Raw genomic sequence first — 15,605 nt, 5'->3', positions numbered from 1 at the left:
ACAGGCCCCGGTGTTGCGTGACCGCCCGAACGGCGGCGTTGGCCGGAAATGCTCCCTGCCTGTCCCTTTGGCCCCCGTGCGGCGGCCACTTTGTTTGCACAATGGGTTCGCACAATGGGTTCGCACAACACAACGACAGGAGACCAAGATGGGACAAGAACGGGTACAAGAGCGGACAGACCAGATTATTGATTGCGGCAACGCCGTCTGCGTGATCGGCGCGGGGCCCGGCGGCCTGTCCGCCGCCCGCGCCCTGAAAGGAATGAAGCTGCCGTACGAGCAGTTCGAGCGCCACTCGGACGTTGGCGGCATCTGGGACATGCACAATCCCGGCAGTCCGATTTACGAATCGGCGCACTTCATCTCGTCGCGCGACCTGTCGGGCTTCATCGGTTTTCCGATGCCGAAGTCCTATCCCGACTATCCGACCAACCAGCAAATATTAAGCTATGTGCGCAGCTATGCCGATGCCTTCGGCCTGCGCGAGGCGATCCGCTTCAATAGCCCGGTGCGGGACGTGCGCAAGGAATCAGACGGCAAGTGGGTGGTGACCTTGGGCGACGGCGGCCGGCGGCGCTACCTGGCCGTCATCTGCGCCACCGGCTGCAACTGGGACCCCAACATGCCCGAGATCAAAGGCCATTTCAACGGCGAGATACGCCACTCGGTCACCTTCAAGAGCAGCGATGAATTCAAGGGCAAGCGGGTGATGATCGTCGGCGCGGGCAATTCCGGCGCGGACATCGCCTGCGACGCCGCCACCCGCGCCGACAAGGCTTTCATCAGCATGCGGCGCGGCTACCACTTCATCCCCAAGCATTTGTTCGGTCTTCCCGCCGACCAGGTGGGCGAGAGCGGCCCGCCGCTGCCGATCTGGATCGCGCGGCCGGTCATGAGCGTGCTGCTGAAAATGTTCACCGGCGATCTGACGCGCTTCGGCCTGCCCAAGCCGGATCATCGCCTGTTCGAGAGCCATCCGCTGCTCAACTCCCAGTTGCTGCACAATCTTCAGCACGGGAACATCGCGGTCAAGCCGGATATCTCGCACTACGACGGCGACGACGTCGTGTTCAAGGACGGCAGCCGCGAGGCGCTCGATCTGGTGATCTACGCCACCGGCTACAAGTGGAGCTGCAAATACGCCGGCGAATACTTCGAGTGGCGCGGCGGCAGGCCTCAGCTTTACCTGTCGATGTTCAGCCGCGACCACCGCAACCTGTTCGGCATCGGCTATGTCGAAACCAACTCCAGCGCCTACAAGCTGTTCGACACCGAGGCCTTCATGATCGCCGCCTACCTGCGCGACCAGCTGGACAACCCCGGCAAGGCCAGCCCTTTCGACGCGCTCATCGCCAGCGACGATCCGGATCTGTCGGGCGGACTGAAATTCGTCAAGTCGCAGCGGCACGAGGTTTATCTGGAGGCGCACGCGCTCAAGTCGTATCTGAAGCGTCTGCGCAAGAAAATGGGCTGGCCGGAATTGAGCGAGTCCTATTACGACAATCTGCGCACCAGCGTGGCGGCCGCGCGGTCGTCGGCCGGCTTGCGCGCGGCGGCTTAAGGACGGACATGGATAAGACTTTGCAGTACTACCGAGGACGGGCCGCCGGCCTCGATTTCGAAACCCGTGCGCTGATCGGCGGACGCTTCGTCGACGCCATCTCCGGCAATCGCCTGGACACCGTCAATCCCGCCAACGGCGCCCATCTGGCGAACATCGTCAGCTGCGGCGAGGCCGATGTAGACTTGGCGGTCGCGGCGGCGCGGCGCGCCTTCGACGATGGCGGCTGGTCGCGGGCGTCGCCCAAGCATCGCAAAAAGGTGCTGCTGCGATTGGCGGACCTGGTCGAGGCCAATCTGGAAACGCTGGCGCTGATGGAGAGCCTGGACTCGGGCAAGCCGATACGCGACGCGCTGTCCGCCGACCTGCCGGACATGATCGAGAGCCTGCGCTGGCACGCCGAGGCGGCCGACAAACTGTACGACCAGGTGGCGCCGACCGCGCCGGACGTGGTGGCGATGATCGTGCGCGAACCGATCGGCGTGGTGGGCGCGGTCCTGCCATGGAATTTCCCGCTCTACCTGGCGGGATGGAAGATCGGCCCCTCTCTCGGCAGCGGCAACTCGATCGTCATCAAGCCCGCCGAACAGACCACCTTGACCGCGCTGATGCTGGGCCGCCTGGCGCTGGAGGCGGGCATTCCCGATGGCGTTCTCAATATCGTGCCGGGTTATGGCGAGACCGTGGGCCAGGCCATGGGCCGGCACCGCGACATCGACTGCGTCAGCTTCACCGGTTCGGGCGAGGTGGGGCGGCTGTTCCTGAAGTACTCGGCCGAGTCCAACCTGAAGCGGGTGGTGCTGGAATGCGGCGGCAAGAGCCCTGCGCTGGTGCTGGCCGACGCCTTCGATTTGCCCCGTGTGGCGCAGCAGGTCGCCACTGGCGCGCTATTTTGCCAGGGTGAGAATTGCAGCGCCGGTTCGCGCCTGATCGTCCACCGCTCGCGCAAGGACGAGCTGCTGGAGGAGGTCAAGCGCGCCTTCGACGAGTGGATTGTCGGCGACCCGCTCGATCCGGCCACCCGTGTCGGCGCATTGATCGAGCCTGGACACATGCAACGTGTGCTGGGGTATATCGCCGGCGGCCGGGAGCAGGGCGCGCGGCTGGTGCACGGCGGCGCCCAGGTGCGCCTGGACAGCGGCGGCAGCTTTGTCGAACCGACCATTTTCGACGGCGTGCTGGCGTCGATGACGATCGCGCGCGAGGAGATATTCGGTCCTGTGCTGTCGGTGATGGCGTTCGACGACCTGGCGCAGGGCGTGGCCATTGCCAATGACACCAGCTACGGCCTGGCGTCGTCGGTCTACACCAGCAATCTGGATTCGGCGCACGGGGTGGCCAAGTCGATCCGCGCCGGCACCGTGTCGATCAACTGTTTTTCGGAAGGCGATACCGGCGTGCCGTTCGGCGGCTACAAGGAATCCGGCTTCGGGGGACGCGAAAAATCGCTGCTGGCGCACGACCAGTACACCGAGACCAAGACCATCTGGATGCAGCTGGGCGCGGCCGGCCATAAAAACAACTAACACCACAAGAGGAATACATATGGCGATAACAACCAACTCCGGCCGGGAGGGGCGCGTGGCCCTGGTCACCGGCGGCGCGGGCGGCATCGGGCGGGCGATCTGCCGTGGCTTCATCGAGCGTGGCATCACCTGCGTGCTGGCCGACCGCGACCAGGCGGCGCTGGACCGGGCGACGGCGGAGCTGGGGCCGGGGGCGGTGGGTGTGCGGGTCGACCTGGACGACTTGAATAAACTGCCTTCCTTGCTGGCGTTTATCCGGGAGCGCTTCGGCCGGCTCGATATCCTGGTCAACAATGCCGCCATGACGGGAACGGGGCATTTCGAGGAGCGCTCGGTCGATCACATCCTGGCGGAGTTGAATATCAACCTGCTGTCGCCGATCGTGCTGACCCGATTGGCCTTCGGCGACTTGCAGCGCGCCGGTGACGGCCGGGTGATTAATACCGTCTCGTTGGGCGGGATCTTCCCCTTGCCGGAAACGGGTATCTACTCGGCCACCAAGTTCGGCCTGCGCGGCGCCATGCTGTGCCTGGGCCTGGACCGCGAGCGGCACGGCGTGCATGTCGGCAGCGTGCTGCCATCGGCGACCGAGACGCAGATGCTGATGCGCGAGGCGATCGACGGCGGCAACACGCTGCAGTTCATGGATCCGCCGCAGCAGCCGGAGGATGTCGCCCGCCAGGTCATGCGGATGCTCGACAGCCCATGCCTGGAGCGCTATCCGCGTGTCAGCGAGTCATGGACGGTCAGGCTGGCGATGCTGGTGCCGAACATGCTGCCCAAGCTGATACCGCTATTCCGCAAAAAAGGGGTGCGCGGCCATGCGCGCTATCTGGAGTCGCTGCGCCGGCGCGGCCTGGTGGTGCTGCGCGCCGGAAAGTGGGAGCTTCCCTGACGGTCGTGGGCCTGCATTTTAATCCGCCCGCTCCGGTATCAGCAACCGCGGGGCGGGCACGCCTTGCCTTATCTGGTTGGGCAGGATGCCGGACCAGCGCTTGAAAGCGCGGCGGAAGTTGCGGGCGTCGGTGAAGCCGGTCGCCATCGCGATATCGACCAGCGGCATCGCGCTGCGCCTTAGCAGATCGAGCGCGCACTCGTAGCGCACCTGGTCCACCAGCCGCTGGTAGGACGTGTCCAATTCGGCCAGACGGCGGCGCAGCGTGCGCTCGCTCATATTGAGCGCCGCTCCGGTCTGCGCCAGCCCGGGCATCTCGTCGACGGAGGCGCGCAGCACGTTCATGATCGATTCCACCAGGTCGTTGCGCGGCTGGCCGATCGACAGCAACTGGTCGATCTGCGCCTGCAGGCTTTCCTGCATAAAGCTGTCATGCGTCGGCAAGGGGCAGTGGTACCAGGACATGTCGCAGATCAGGCGATTCAGGGGCGCGTTGAACACCACCGGGCAGCGGAAATATTCGCTGTAGGCGCTGGCGTAGGCCGGGCGTGGATAGCGCAGCTCGAGCCGCGACGGGCGCACGTGCGAGCCCACCATCGCGCGCGCGACCTCCACGCCGCTGACGAAAATCTCCTCGATAAAAAACGGTTCCAGTTCCGGATCGTGGAAGCGGGTGGCCGCTTCGATCATGAAATTGCGCTCGTCGATGACGGCCAGTTCGTTGATGACCAGGGTGCCGGCCGCGCGCTGATACTTGATCAGGTAGAGTAGCGCCTCGCCGAGGGTGGGGCAGGTGAGCATGCCCAGGCCGGGCAGGCCAAAGCACACCACCGTTTGCCGCGCGCCGGTGGCGATGCCCATGGCCGCATCGCCCCAACGCTGCATGGCGCGCCGCACCAGCATGCTGGTTTGACGGTAGGAGACGCGGAACCCGGCGTCGCGCAGATTCTCCGGCGTGAACCCCAGCCCCTTGCACAGCCTTTCGACCGAATGGCCGCGGCTTGCCAGCAGCTGCAGAACCTGCCGTATCACATGGGGCGGAACGTCGGCTTCGGCGTCGGGGAGGTGGGGTTTTGCCGGCATGGGCCAATCCTTCAAGTTGATGAACGAGGCTAGCACAGGATCTACGGGCCGGCGCGTCGATGCGCACTAAATGGCCGCCGGAGTGTCGTTTTTGGCCGCTTCGGCCCCGTCCTCCGTGGCATCCGTCGTATGCTTCAATCACGGCAAATCGTGCCGCCATCACCCATGGACCAACGATGACCACCACACCCGCAGCGCCCCTGCCCGATATCGACGCCGCGGCGGCGAAAACCACCACCGGTTCAACCCTGATACTGTCTTCCGCGTGGGCGCTGGGCATCGGCGGCACCACCATGATGCCGCTGCTGGTGACTAACACGATGGCGCGGCTGCACTTCGACGAGGGCCAGGCCACCTTGATGACCGGCGTCGAAATGGTCGGCATGCTTGCCGGCTGCATCCTGCTGCCGCCGATGGCGCGCCGCTGGCCGACCCGATGCACGGCCGTGTCGCTGGTGTTGCTGGCGCTATGCCAGATGCTCACGGCGTTGACGCTGTCTACACCGCTGTTCGGGGCGCTGCGGCTGGTGGTCGGCGTCTGCGAAGCGCAGATGATCGTCATGGTCGGCATTTGCCTGGCCTGCCACCGCGACGCCGAACGTTTATGGGGCGTGGTGCTGCTGCTATCGGGGCTGGCCGTTGCCGGCGTGTTCACGCTGGTGTCGCTGCTGCCGGATGTGGCGGCGGGCGACGGCATCTGGATCGGCCTTGCGCTGCTGGCGGCGGTGCTGGGCGTGGCGGCCGTGCGCATACCGGCGCTGGTGCCCGTTCGCGCGCCGCCGCCCGACGAGCCGGGAGTCGGCCGGCGCCGCGTTGGCGCCGGCGTATGGCTGGCATGGGGAGTGTTTGTCGGCGTCTACAGCGTGCAAGCCGGCGTGTGGGCGGTGTCGGCGCTGCAGGGCGAGCGTATCGGCCTGTCGCTGCCGACGATAGGGACGTTGCTGGCGGTGTCGTCGCTGCTTGGCTTCTTCGGCGCGGTGGTGCCGGCGATACCGGCGCTGGCGGCCCGGCGCGGCCTGACCGTCATGGGCGCGCTGCTGGTGATGTTCGCGTCGGTCGCCTGCTTCTTCACCGCCGATGGCCTGGTGCTGTTCTTTGCCGGCCAACTGATGTTGAACATGGCGTTCTACGCCATCATGGCGGTGCTGAACAGCTTCATCTCGGCGCAGGACCGCGACGGCAGCTTGCTGTCGCAATCGGTGGTGGTGACGTTTGCCGCGGTGGCGGTGGGCACAGTCGGCGCCGGAGAGCTGTTCCAGGACGCGGGCGGCGTGGGGGTGATTGTGTTCTCGATGCTGGCGCTGGCCGTCAGCGTGCCGCTCGGATTGAAGGCGCTGCGGGGCCCGCGCCGGGTCAGCGCATCACCAGCGCTTTGACCGCTTCCAGCGCGGCGCCGCCGGTGCCGGTCGACCGCACCTGATTGCGGCCGCCTTCCTTGGCGACGTACATCGCCCGGTCGGCGGCGACAAACAGCGATTCGGTGTTGTCCAGTTGATGCGGGTGGATGGTCGCCACGCCGATGCTGACGGTCAGCCACTGCGACGTCGTCGAGCGCGGGTGCGGAATGCCCAGCGATTCGATGTGGGCGCGGATCGCCTCGGCCATCATGGCGGCCGTCTCGGCGCCGGTTTCGGCGAACAGCAGCACGAATTCCTCGCCGCCGTAGCGCGCCGCCAGGTCGGTGGGACGCAGCGCGTGCGAGGCGATGGCGGCCGCCACCCGTTGCAGGCAGGTGTCGCCGGCCGGGTGGCCCAGCGTGTCGTTGTACAGTTTGAAGTGGTCGACGTCGAGCACCACCAGCGACAGCGGCTGCCCGCTGCGCATGGAGCGCTGCCACTCCTTTTCCAGGAAGCTGTCGAAGTGGCGCCGGTTGGCGATCTGCGTCAGCGGATCGACCATGGCGGCGCGCTGCAGCGCGTCCTCCGATTGCTTGTGGTGCGTGATGTCGTGCAGCAGGCCGATGAACAGCGGCTGGCGCAGGTACATCGGCGTCAGCGTCAGGTCCATGCACACCGAACTGCCGTTGCGGTGGCGGATGATCACCTCGCGCGTGCCGTGGCTGTGCGCCATCTCGGGCGAGGCGGCATAGCGTGCGAAGTATTCCAGGTACTCCTGCGCCACCAATGGGTTGAGCAGTTCCGAGATCGCGCGGCCGGCCAGCTCGTTCTCCTGGTAACCAAGGTGTTTGTCGCAGGCCGGATTGGTGAACTGGATGCGGCCGTCCGCCTCGATGATCAGCAGGCCCTCGGCCATGCTGTTGACGATGGTGCGCAGACGCTCGGCCTGTTCTTCCTGGGTTTCGCTGTTGCTGCGGATTTGCAGCTGCGTGCGCACGCGCGCGCACACTTCGGCCATGCGCAGCGGCTTGCCGATGTAATCGACGGCGCCGATGTCGAAGCCGGCCACCACGTCGTCGGTGTCGGTCCTGGCACTCATGAAGATGACGGGAATGCGCTGCGTGGAAGTATGGCTTTTGAGCTGGCGGCAGGTTTCCAGGCCGTCCATGCCGGGCATTACCACGTCGAGCAGTATCAGGTCAGGATGGACGCGGCGCGCGATCTTGAGCGCGCGCTCGCCGGAGGTGGCGACAAAGGTTTGATAACCCTGTTCGACCATCAGCTTGCGCAGCACGGCGAGATTGTCCGGCGCGTCGTCGACGATCAGGATGGCGGCATCGCGCCGCGTGGACAATCCGGAAATCACGGGGTTCATTGCGCGTCGCCTTTAACCTGGTGGGTTGTTTCGGCATGGGGCCGCGATCGCGCGGGTGGGTGGCGCAAGGGGCGAGCTGGGGAAGTTTGTACACGCATGAACAAAGGCTTGCCTTACCAAGTGACTATCAATCAAATGATACCGCGTTGCCCGCCTGATATGTAAACATTCAGCGCATGAATTTGGAAGAACGCTTCAAGCTTGAAAGCGACGCCGACCCAATGCGCGGAAGGGACCGTGCTTTTTTTTGTGGGGATGACAAGAAGGGGAGCGTGGGCGGCGGACGCCGCCCACGGGATGGTGCAGCGAGTGTCTTTAGATCTTGGCGGCGATCAGTTTGCCGAGAATCTCGATGCCGGTGCGGATGCGTTCCGGCGGCACGGTCACGAACGACAGGCGCAAAGTGTTGGTTTCCGGTTCATTGGCATAGAACGGCGAACCCGGTACGAAGGCGACCTTCTGGGCGATCGCTTCGTCCAGCAGCTTCATGGCGTCGATGTGCTTCGGCAGCGTGACCCAGATGAACATGCCGCCTTCGGGCTTGGTCCACTCGACGCCGGCCGGGAAGTACTGCGCCATCGCATCCAGCATGACCTGGCACTGGTTGCCGTACAGGGTGCGGATTTTCGGGATGTGCCGCTCGAGGAAGCCGTCCTTGATCACTTCATGCACCACCATCTGCGTCAGCTGCGAGGTGTGCAGGTCGGCGGCCTGCTTGGCCAGTTCCAGGCGGCGCACCAGCGGCAGCGGGGCCACCACGTAGCCCAGGCGGATGCCCGGCGTCAGCACCTTGGAGAAGGAGCCCATGTAGATCACGCCTTCGGGATTCATCGCTACCATCTTCGGCAGCGGATCGCCCTTGTAGCTCAAGGCGCCGTACGGATCGTCCTCGATCAGCGGCAAGCCCAGACGGGCGCAGGTCTCGACCAGTTCCAGGCGGCGCTCGACGGACAGGGTGCGGCCGGTCGGGTTCTGGAAGTTCGGCAGCGCGTACAGCAGGCGCGCGCCGGCGGCGACCGGGTCCAGCGACGACGGCACCAGGCCATGTTCGTCGGTGTCGACCGATTTGAATTCCGGACGGTAGACCGAGAAGGCCTGCAGCGCGCCCAGGTAGGACGGGGTCTCGACCAGCACGCGGCTGCCTTCGTCGATCAGTACTTTGCCCAGCAGGTCCAGCGCCTGCTGCGAGCCGGACGTCATCAACACCTGTTCAGGGATGATCCTGGCGCCGTTGGTCGACAGCGAATCGGCGATCCACTGGCGCAGCGGCAGGTAGCCGTCGGTCGGGCCGTACTGCAGCGCCACTTTGCCGTTGGTCTCGAGGACCTTGTCGAAGGCGATCTTCATTTCGTCGACCGGGAAGGTCAGCGGCGACGGCAGGCCGCCGGCGAAGGAGATGATCTCCGGCTGCTGCGTGATCTTCAGGATCTCGCGGATGAAGGACGATTGCAGCTGGTCGGCGCGTTCGGAGAAGCGCCACTGGATCGGGTTCGGGTTTTCGATTTTCATACATGTCTCACTCAATGTGTGCCCCGGCCGAAGACGGCCCGGCGATTCAACAAGCGCGCTTGTGGCGGCTTTTATAAAAGGAACGGCGCCGGATAGGACGCCGCCCGCTTACGCGACTTCCGCGATCAGTTCGATTTCGACGCAGGCGCCAAGCGGGATTTGTGCGACACCAAAGGCCGAGCGGGCGTGCTTGCCGGCGTCGCCGAAAACTTCGCCCAGCAGCTCGGAAGCGCCATTGGTGACCAGGTGCTGTTCGGTAAAATCAGGGGTGGAGTTCACAAGGCTCATCAGCTTGACGATGCGGCGCACGCGGTTCAAGTCGCCGCCGACGGCCGCCTGCAGGGTGCCGATCAAGTCGATGGCGATGGCGCGCGCGGCCAGCTTGCCTTCGGCCGTGTCGATATTCTTGCCCAACTGGCCCACCCACACGCTGCCGTCGGCGCGTTTGGCGATGTGACCCGAGATGAACACCGTGTTGCCGGTTTGCGCGTACATGACGTAGGCGGCGGCCGGGGTGGCCGGTGCGGCCAGGGTGATATCGAGCGCTTTCAGTTTTTCGTAGACAGACATGTGCTTATCCATATAGTAAGTGGGCAGTAATGCGGTGGGGCTGTAGACCGATATTGTACTCTTGAGACAGGCGATGCCCGCAATTGAGCAAAAATCAGAATACTCCACGGTTTTAGCCGCGTTTCACCTGCATTTTGCGGCCGACGCCCACCGTGGCGATGACGGCGATTGCAAATATCACGGTCGGCCACTCCAGCGCCTCGCCCAGGATCATGGCCGCGCCGAGCAGCGACAGGAAGGGCTGCACCAGCTGCACCTGGCCGACCCGCGCCACGCCGCCCAGCGCCATGCCGCGATACCAGAAGAAGAAGCCGATGAACATCGAGAATACCGAGACGTAGGCGAAGCCGGTCCACGCGGCCGCGCCGGCGGCGGCGATCTGGCCGGCTTCGCGCCAGCACAGCCAGCCGACCACCGGGAGCAGCACCGGCGCGGCCAGCACCAGCGCCCAGCAGATGGTTTGCTGCCCGCCCAGCGTCTGCGACAGGCGTCCGCCGGCGGCGTAGCCCATGGCCGCCAGCAGCACGGCGGCGAAAATCGCCAGGTCGGCCGGATGCAGGCCGCCGCCGCTCTGGCGCAGCGCGAAGCCGGCCACCAGCGCCGAGCCGCACATTGCCATGATCCAGAAGCCGGCCGAGGGCTTTTCGCCGCCCGGCAGGGCCGCGAAGACGGCGGTGGCCAGCGGCAGGATGCCGATCAGGACCGCGCCGTGGGCGGCGGGCAGCGAGCGCATGGCGATGGAGGTCAGCCACGGGAAACCGATCACGCAGCCGGCGGCCACCATCGCCAGCGGCGCCAAGGCGGCGCGCGGCGGCAGCGGCGCGCGCTTCCCTAGCAGCCAGGCGCCGGCGAGCGCTGCGGCGACCAGCGCGCGGGCCAGCGCGACGAACATCGGCGACAGGCCGGCGGCGGCCCCCGTATCGCCGCCCGCGCCGACGGCGAGCCGGGTGAAGGGCAGGGTCAGGCTGAAGATGGCGACGCCGATCAGGCCAAGCAGCATGCCGGCCGTTTCATCGCTGAAGCGGCCCAAGCGGGAGGCGCCTTGCGTGGAAATCGGAACGACGATGGCGGGCGGGGCGCTGTGGGTGACGATGCGGGTCATGCTGGCTCCAATGGACGTGCTTGGTTTTATTGCGTCTACGGGTGTATCCTACGGTACAAAAGCCAGTACAGTGCCAGTACAATTTAAACTTAATTTCTTATACTGTGACGGTAGGATGACCAATACACGAAAACGCACGTCGCTTCTAGGGGCCGCCGCCTCGGCCGCAGCCGAGGCGGTCAACGAGGCCCTGGCGGCCGCCCACGCCCGCGCGTCGGCCGCCGCCGCACCCGGTCCGGCGGTGGCCTCGGTGCCGGCGTCCACCGGCCTGGCGCCGGCGCGCGCCGTGCGGACGTCCAAGCCCAGGCCCGCCGCCGGCGCGTTGGTCGGATTGCTGTCGCGCGAATCGGGCGAGACGCTGATCGACCAGATCGTGCGCTCGGTGGCGGCGCGCATCGACGACCGCCTGCTGCGGGGCGGCTCGCGCATGCCGTCGATCCGCGCCTTCGCGGCGGCGCACGGCGTGTCCGCCTTCACGGTGGTGGCAAGCTACGACAAGCTGGTGGCAACCGGTTACCTGGAGTCGCGCCGGGGCGCCGGCTTTTTCGTGCGCGAGCGGGCGCCGATGGCGCTCAACGCCAGCGGGGGATCGGCTGCGCCGGCGGGGATGCCGGCCGCGCGCTCCCGCCTGGACACCAAGCCGATCGACGTGGTTTGGCTGGTGCGGAACATGTTCCGCCAGATGCCGCACCATCAGATGCCCGGTTCCGGCGTGCTGCCGCCCGAATGGCTGGACGGCACCGCGATCGCCAACGCGCTGCGCGCGGTCAGTCGACAGAATCCCAATCTGTTGGTGAGTTATGGCCTGCCGCAGGGCTTCCTGCCGCTGCGCCAGCAACTGCAGCACAAGCTCGCGGAACTGGAAATCGCCGCCGCGCCGGAGCAGATCGTCACCACCGCCGGCGTCACGCAGGCGCTGGACATGGTGGCGCGCGAGTTCACCCGCCCCGGCGACACCATCTTCGTCGACGATCCGGCCTGGTTCCTGATGTTCGGCTCCTTCGCCGCGCTGGGCGCCAACGTGATCGGCATCCCGCGCCTGGCCGACGGCCCGGATATCGCCCGGCTGACGGAACTGGCGGCGATCCACAAGCCCAAGCTCTACATCATCAACTCGGTGCTGCACAACCCCAGTTCGACGTCGCTGTCGGCGGCCAAGGCCTTCCAGGTGTTGCGGCTGTCGGAGGAGCACGACTTCATCATCGTCGAAGACGATATCTACTGCGACCTGCACCCCGGCAGCGCGGTGCAGCCGGCCACGCGGCTGTCGGCGCTGGACCAATTGCAGCGGGTGATTTACCTGGGCGGCTTTTCGAAGACGATGGCGGCCAACCTGCGGGTCGGCTTCATCGCCACGTCGGCCGAGCGGGCCGAGAGGCTGGCCGACCGCAAGATGCTGTCGACGCTGACCACCAGCGACATCGGCGAGCGGGTGGTCTATAAAGTGCTGTCCGAGGGCTCCTACCGCAAGCACGCGGACCGGGTGCGCACGCGGCTCGACGGCATCCGCGCCAAGGCGGTGCGGCAGATGGAGCGGGTCGGCCTGAAGGTGGATGTGGCCTCGCCGGCCGGGATGTTCGTCTGGGCGGACGCCGGCTGCGACACCAGCGTGCTGACCGAACGCGCCATGGCCGCCAACTTGCTGCTGGCGCCGGGCAGCCTGTTCTCGCCGGCGCAACTGCCGTCGACCCGCATGCGGCTCAATGTGGCGGCGATGCAGGAACCCGGCGTGTGGCAGTTTCTGGAGCAGCAGTTGGGAAAATAGCAAGCTGCTCTTGAAAACCATTTTATAATCCCCACTTTCGCCAGACCCGTGCGACTTCGCGCACGTACACTAAGACTATTAGAGGCTCTAAAAATGGCAGATAACGATAAGCAAACCCTTGGTTTCCAGGCTGAAGTGAAACAGCTGTTGCAGCTGATGATCCACTCCCTGTACTCGAATAAAGAGATTTTCCTGCGCGAGTTGATCTCGAACGCGTCCGACGCGGCCGACAAGCTGCGTTTCGAGGCGATCAACAACGACGCGCTGTACGGCAACGACCATGACCTGAAGATCAAGGTATCGTTCGACAAGGCCGCCCGCACCATCACCATTTCCGACAACGGCATCGGCATGAGCCGCGACGAGGCGATCTCGCACCTGGGTACCATCGCCAAATCGGGCACCAAGGAATTCTTCGGCAAGCTGTCGGGCGACCAGCAGCAGGACGCGGCCCTGATCGGCCAGTTCGGCGTGGGCTTCTACTCCGGCTTCATCGTCGCCGACAAGATCACCGTCGAAACCCGCCGCGCGGGCGCCGAGGCGTCCGAGGGCGTGCGCTGGGAATCTGCCGGCGAGGGCGATTACTCGGTCGAACAGATCGAAAAGACCGGCCGCGGCACCGACATCATCCTGCACCTGCGCGAAGGCGAGGACGAACTGCTGTCGTCGTGGAAGATCAAGTCCATCATCCGCAAATACTCCGACCATATCTCGCTGCCGATCGTGATGCAGAAAGAGGAGTGGGACGACGAGAAGAAGGAAACCGTCGTCAAGGACGAATTCGAGACCGTCAACCAAGCCAGCGCGCTGTGGGCGCGCAGCAAATCGGACATCACCCCGGAGCAGTACGAGGAATTCTACAAGCACGTCTCGCACGACTTCCAGGCGCCGCTGGCGTACACGCACAACCGCGTCGAGGGCCGCAGCGAGTACACGCAGCTGCTGTACATCCCGGCCAAGGCGCCGTTCGACCTGTGGGACCGCAACAAGCGCGGCGGCATCAAGCTGTACGTCAAGCGCGTGTTCATCATGGACGACGCCGAGCAGCTGATGCCGGCCTACCTGCGCATGGTCAAGGGCGTGATCGACTCGGCCGACCTGCCGCTGAACGTTTCGCGCGAGATCCTGCAGGAGTCGCGCGACGTCAAGGTAATCCGCGACGGTTCGACCAAGCGCGTGATCGGCATGCTTGAGGAGTTGGCCAACGCCGAAGAGCAGGAGAAGAAAGACAAGTACGTCACCTTCTGGAAGGAATTCGGCCAGGTGCTGAAGGAGGGCATCGGCGAGGACGCGAGCAACAAGGACCGTCTGGCCAAGCTGCTGCGCTTCGCCTCGACCGCCAACGAGAACGACGAGCAAAGCGTCTCGCTGGAGCAGTATGTCGCGCGCCTGAAGGAAGGCCAGGACAAAATCTACTACGTCACGGCCGATAATTATGTCGCGGCGAAGAACAGCCCGCACCTGGAGATCTTCCGCAAGAAGGGCGTCGAAGTGCTGCTGCTGACCGACCGTGTCGATGAGTGGATGCTGTCGTTCCTGACCGAGTTCGAAGGCAAGGAGCTGGTGTCGGTGGCCAAGGGTGGCCTGGATCTGGGCGCGCTGGAAGACGAGGAAGAGAAGAAAGAGCACGAAGAGACCGAAAACTCGTACAAGGATTTGGTCGGCAAGATGAAGGAAGCCTTGTCGGACAAAGCCAAGGACGTGCGCGTGACGTTCCGCCTGACCGATTCGCCGGCCTGCCTGGTGGCGGACGAGCATGAGCTGTCGGGTAACCTGCTGCGCATGCTGAAGGCGGCGGGGCAGAGCGCGCCGGAGTCCAAGCCTATCCTGGAGATCAATCCGAACCACCCGCTGGTGACGCGCTTGAAATACGAGGAATCGGGCACTTTGTTTGGTGACTGGGCAAACATCCTGTTCGATCAGGCTTTGCTGGCCGAGGGCGGTTCGCTGAGCGATCCGGCCACGTTCGTCAAGCGTCTCAATGAGATGCTGTTGAGCGGTGCGAGCAAGTAAGCGCAAGCATCACCACAGATCCACGTAGGGCGGATTAGGCGGAACGCCGTAATCCGCCATGCATGAGCCGTCGCCGGAGCATGCATGGCGGATTACGCTTCGCTAATCCGCCCTACGTTTTTTAGACGTTGTTTTGTTTGATCGAATTTTTCGAGCGTCGCCTTGCCAGCAGCAGCATCGCCGGCAGTCCTATCCCGAGCAGGGCGATGCTTTCCGGCTCCGGTACGGCCGCCACCACTAGCGCGGGCGTGTAGAAGCCGCGTATCTCGCCGTTCGGATATGCCGAGGTATGAATGTTGAAATACGCCAATCCATTATTGAGCCCCGATTCAAGCGCCGCTTCCGCGAACGCCGTGCTGCCCCCAAACCGACTGAGGAACGCCGGATTCCAGGTGCTGGCCAACAGCGTGTTGTAGCTGTTGCTGTAGGCGCCATTGGTCACACCCAGCGGGAAGCCACTCAGCGTGGGGACTTCCGTGACGACGCCGGCCACGCCCTTGAACGGCGCGTCCGTGCAGCAGTGCAGGTGCGCGGCCGTGGTGCCGCTGCTGAGACTGCTGAATGCGACGTTGATCTCCAGGATATGGGTGTCGGGGTCGAACTTCAGCACCGTCGCGCCGATGCCGGGCGAGTTGTTGGGCGGCGCTTCCTGCGTACCAGTCAGAATAGCTGTGTAGTTGGCGGCGTGCGCCGCCGTGACGGCGGCCAGCAGCATGCCGGCGGCGGCCGCGTAGTTGCGGATACGTTGTTTCATCTTTATTCCCTCCGTTGTTATCGATGTGTTGTTAGGCGCCTTTTTGTTAGAGCGCGCGCGCCGGAGGGAGTTCCGCGTGTCGATGGGGTTTTTAGCCTGGCATGGCCGTGCGCCT

12 protein-coding genes are annotated in these 15,605 nt (G+C 65.0%); 6 read left to right on the top strand and 6 right to left on the bottom strand.

Annotated elements, in window-relative coordinates:
* Window positions 1-148: 148 nt before the first annotated feature.
* From AC0IYS_RS21220 to AC0IYS_RS21210, 3 genes are read left to right on the top strand one after another with little or no spacing between them, the layout of a single operon-like run.
* Window positions 149-1,561, top strand: a complete 1,413-nt coding sequence (locus AC0IYS_RS21220) for a flavin-containing monooxygenase (RefSeq protein WP_471707041.1) — start codon at window positions 149-151, stop codon at window positions 1,559-1,561.
* A gap of 8 nt (window positions 1,562-1,569) precedes the next feature.
* Window positions 1,570-3,087: an aldehyde dehydrogenase gene (locus AC0IYS_RS21215; protein WP_471707040.1), complete on the top strand. Its 1,518-nt coding sequence runs from the start codon at window positions 1,570-1,572 to the stop codon at window positions 3,085-3,087.
* Window positions 3,088-3,106: 19 nt separating this feature from the next.
* Window positions 3,107-3,982 carry an SDR family NAD(P)-dependent oxidoreductase gene (locus AC0IYS_RS21210; RefSeq protein ID WP_471707039.1) on the top strand — a complete coding sequence of 292 codons (876 nt, stop codon included), beginning with the start codon at window positions 3,107-3,109 and terminating at the stop codon, window positions 3,980-3,982.
* A gap of 18 nt (window positions 3,983-4,000) precedes the next feature.
* Here the strand turns inward: AC0IYS_RS21210 and AC0IYS_RS21205 are convergent, their stop codons facing one another.
* Window positions 4,001-5,065 (bottom strand): AraC family transcriptional regulator, encoded by a 1,065-nt coding sequence (locus AC0IYS_RS21205; protein ID WP_471707038.1) that lies wholly within the window; start codon window positions 5,063-5,065, stop codon window positions 4,001-4,003.
* 176 nt (window positions 5,066-5,241) lie between these two features.
* Between AC0IYS_RS21205 and AC0IYS_RS21200 the strand changes: the two genes are divergently transcribed.
* Window positions 5,242-6,441 (top strand): hypothetical protein, encoded by a 1,200-nt coding sequence (locus tag AC0IYS_RS21200; RefSeq protein ID WP_471707037.1) that lies wholly within the window; start codon window positions 5,242-5,244, stop codon window positions 6,439-6,441.
* On the opposite strand, the gene AC0IYS_RS21195 is transcribed toward AC0IYS_RS21200, so the two are convergent.
* The 4 genes from AC0IYS_RS21195 to AC0IYS_RS21180 form a co-directional block, all read right to left on the bottom strand.
* Window positions 6,419-7,777 (bottom strand): diguanylate cyclase domain-containing protein, encoded by a 1,359-nt coding sequence (locus tag AC0IYS_RS21195; protein WP_471707036.1) that lies wholly within the window; start codon window positions 7,775-7,777, stop codon window positions 6,419-6,421. The two genes, AC0IYS_RS21200 and AC0IYS_RS21195, sit on opposite strands and share 23 nt — an antisense overlap.
* Window positions 7,778-8,092: 315 nt before the next feature.
* Entirely contained in the window at window positions 8,093-9,286 is a 1,194-nt protein-coding gene (locus AC0IYS_RS21190) for an aminotransferase-like domain-containing protein (RefSeq protein WP_471707035.1), read from the bottom strand.
* A gap of 108 nt (window positions 9,287-9,394) precedes the next feature.
* On the bottom strand, window positions 9,395-9,856 hold the full coding sequence (locus AC0IYS_RS21185) for a RidA family protein (RefSeq protein ID WP_471707034.1): 462 nt from the start codon (window positions 9,854-9,856) through the stop codon (window positions 9,395-9,397).
* A gap of 112 nt (window positions 9,857-9,968) precedes the next feature.
* Entirely contained in the window at window positions 9,969-10,856 is an 888-nt protein-coding gene (locus AC0IYS_RS21180; protein WP_471708914.1) for a DMT family transporter, read from the bottom strand.
* A gap of 217 nt (window positions 10,857-11,073) precedes the next feature.
* Here AC0IYS_RS21180 and AC0IYS_RS21175 point away from each other — a divergent pair, with 217 nt between their 5' ends.
* The gene (locus AC0IYS_RS21175) at window positions 11,074-12,723 is read left to right on the top strand and encodes an aminotransferase-like domain-containing protein (protein ID WP_471707033.1); all 1,650 of its coding nucleotides are present in this window, start codon (window positions 11,074-11,076) and stop codon (window positions 12,721-12,723) included.
* 93 nt (window positions 12,724-12,816) lie between these two features.
* Complete coding sequence (gene htpG, locus AC0IYS_RS21170) at window positions 12,817-14,736, top strand: molecular chaperone HtpG (protein ID WP_471707032.1); 1,920 nt, start codon at window positions 12,817-12,819, stop codon at window positions 14,734-14,736.
* Window positions 14,737-14,857: 121 nt separating this feature from the next.
* On the opposite strand, the gene AC0IYS_RS21165 is transcribed toward htpG, so the two are convergent.
* Window positions 14,858-15,490, bottom strand: a complete 633-nt coding sequence (locus AC0IYS_RS21165; RefSeq protein WP_471707031.1) for a CHRD domain-containing protein — start codon at window positions 15,488-15,490, stop codon at window positions 14,858-14,860.
* Window positions 15,491-15,605 lie beyond the last annotated feature (115 nt).

The organism is Duganella sp. AC237 (assembly GCF_979254035.1).
Note: the sequence above shows the minus strand (reverse complement) of the source record. Positions and strands in the feature narration are given on the sequence as shown.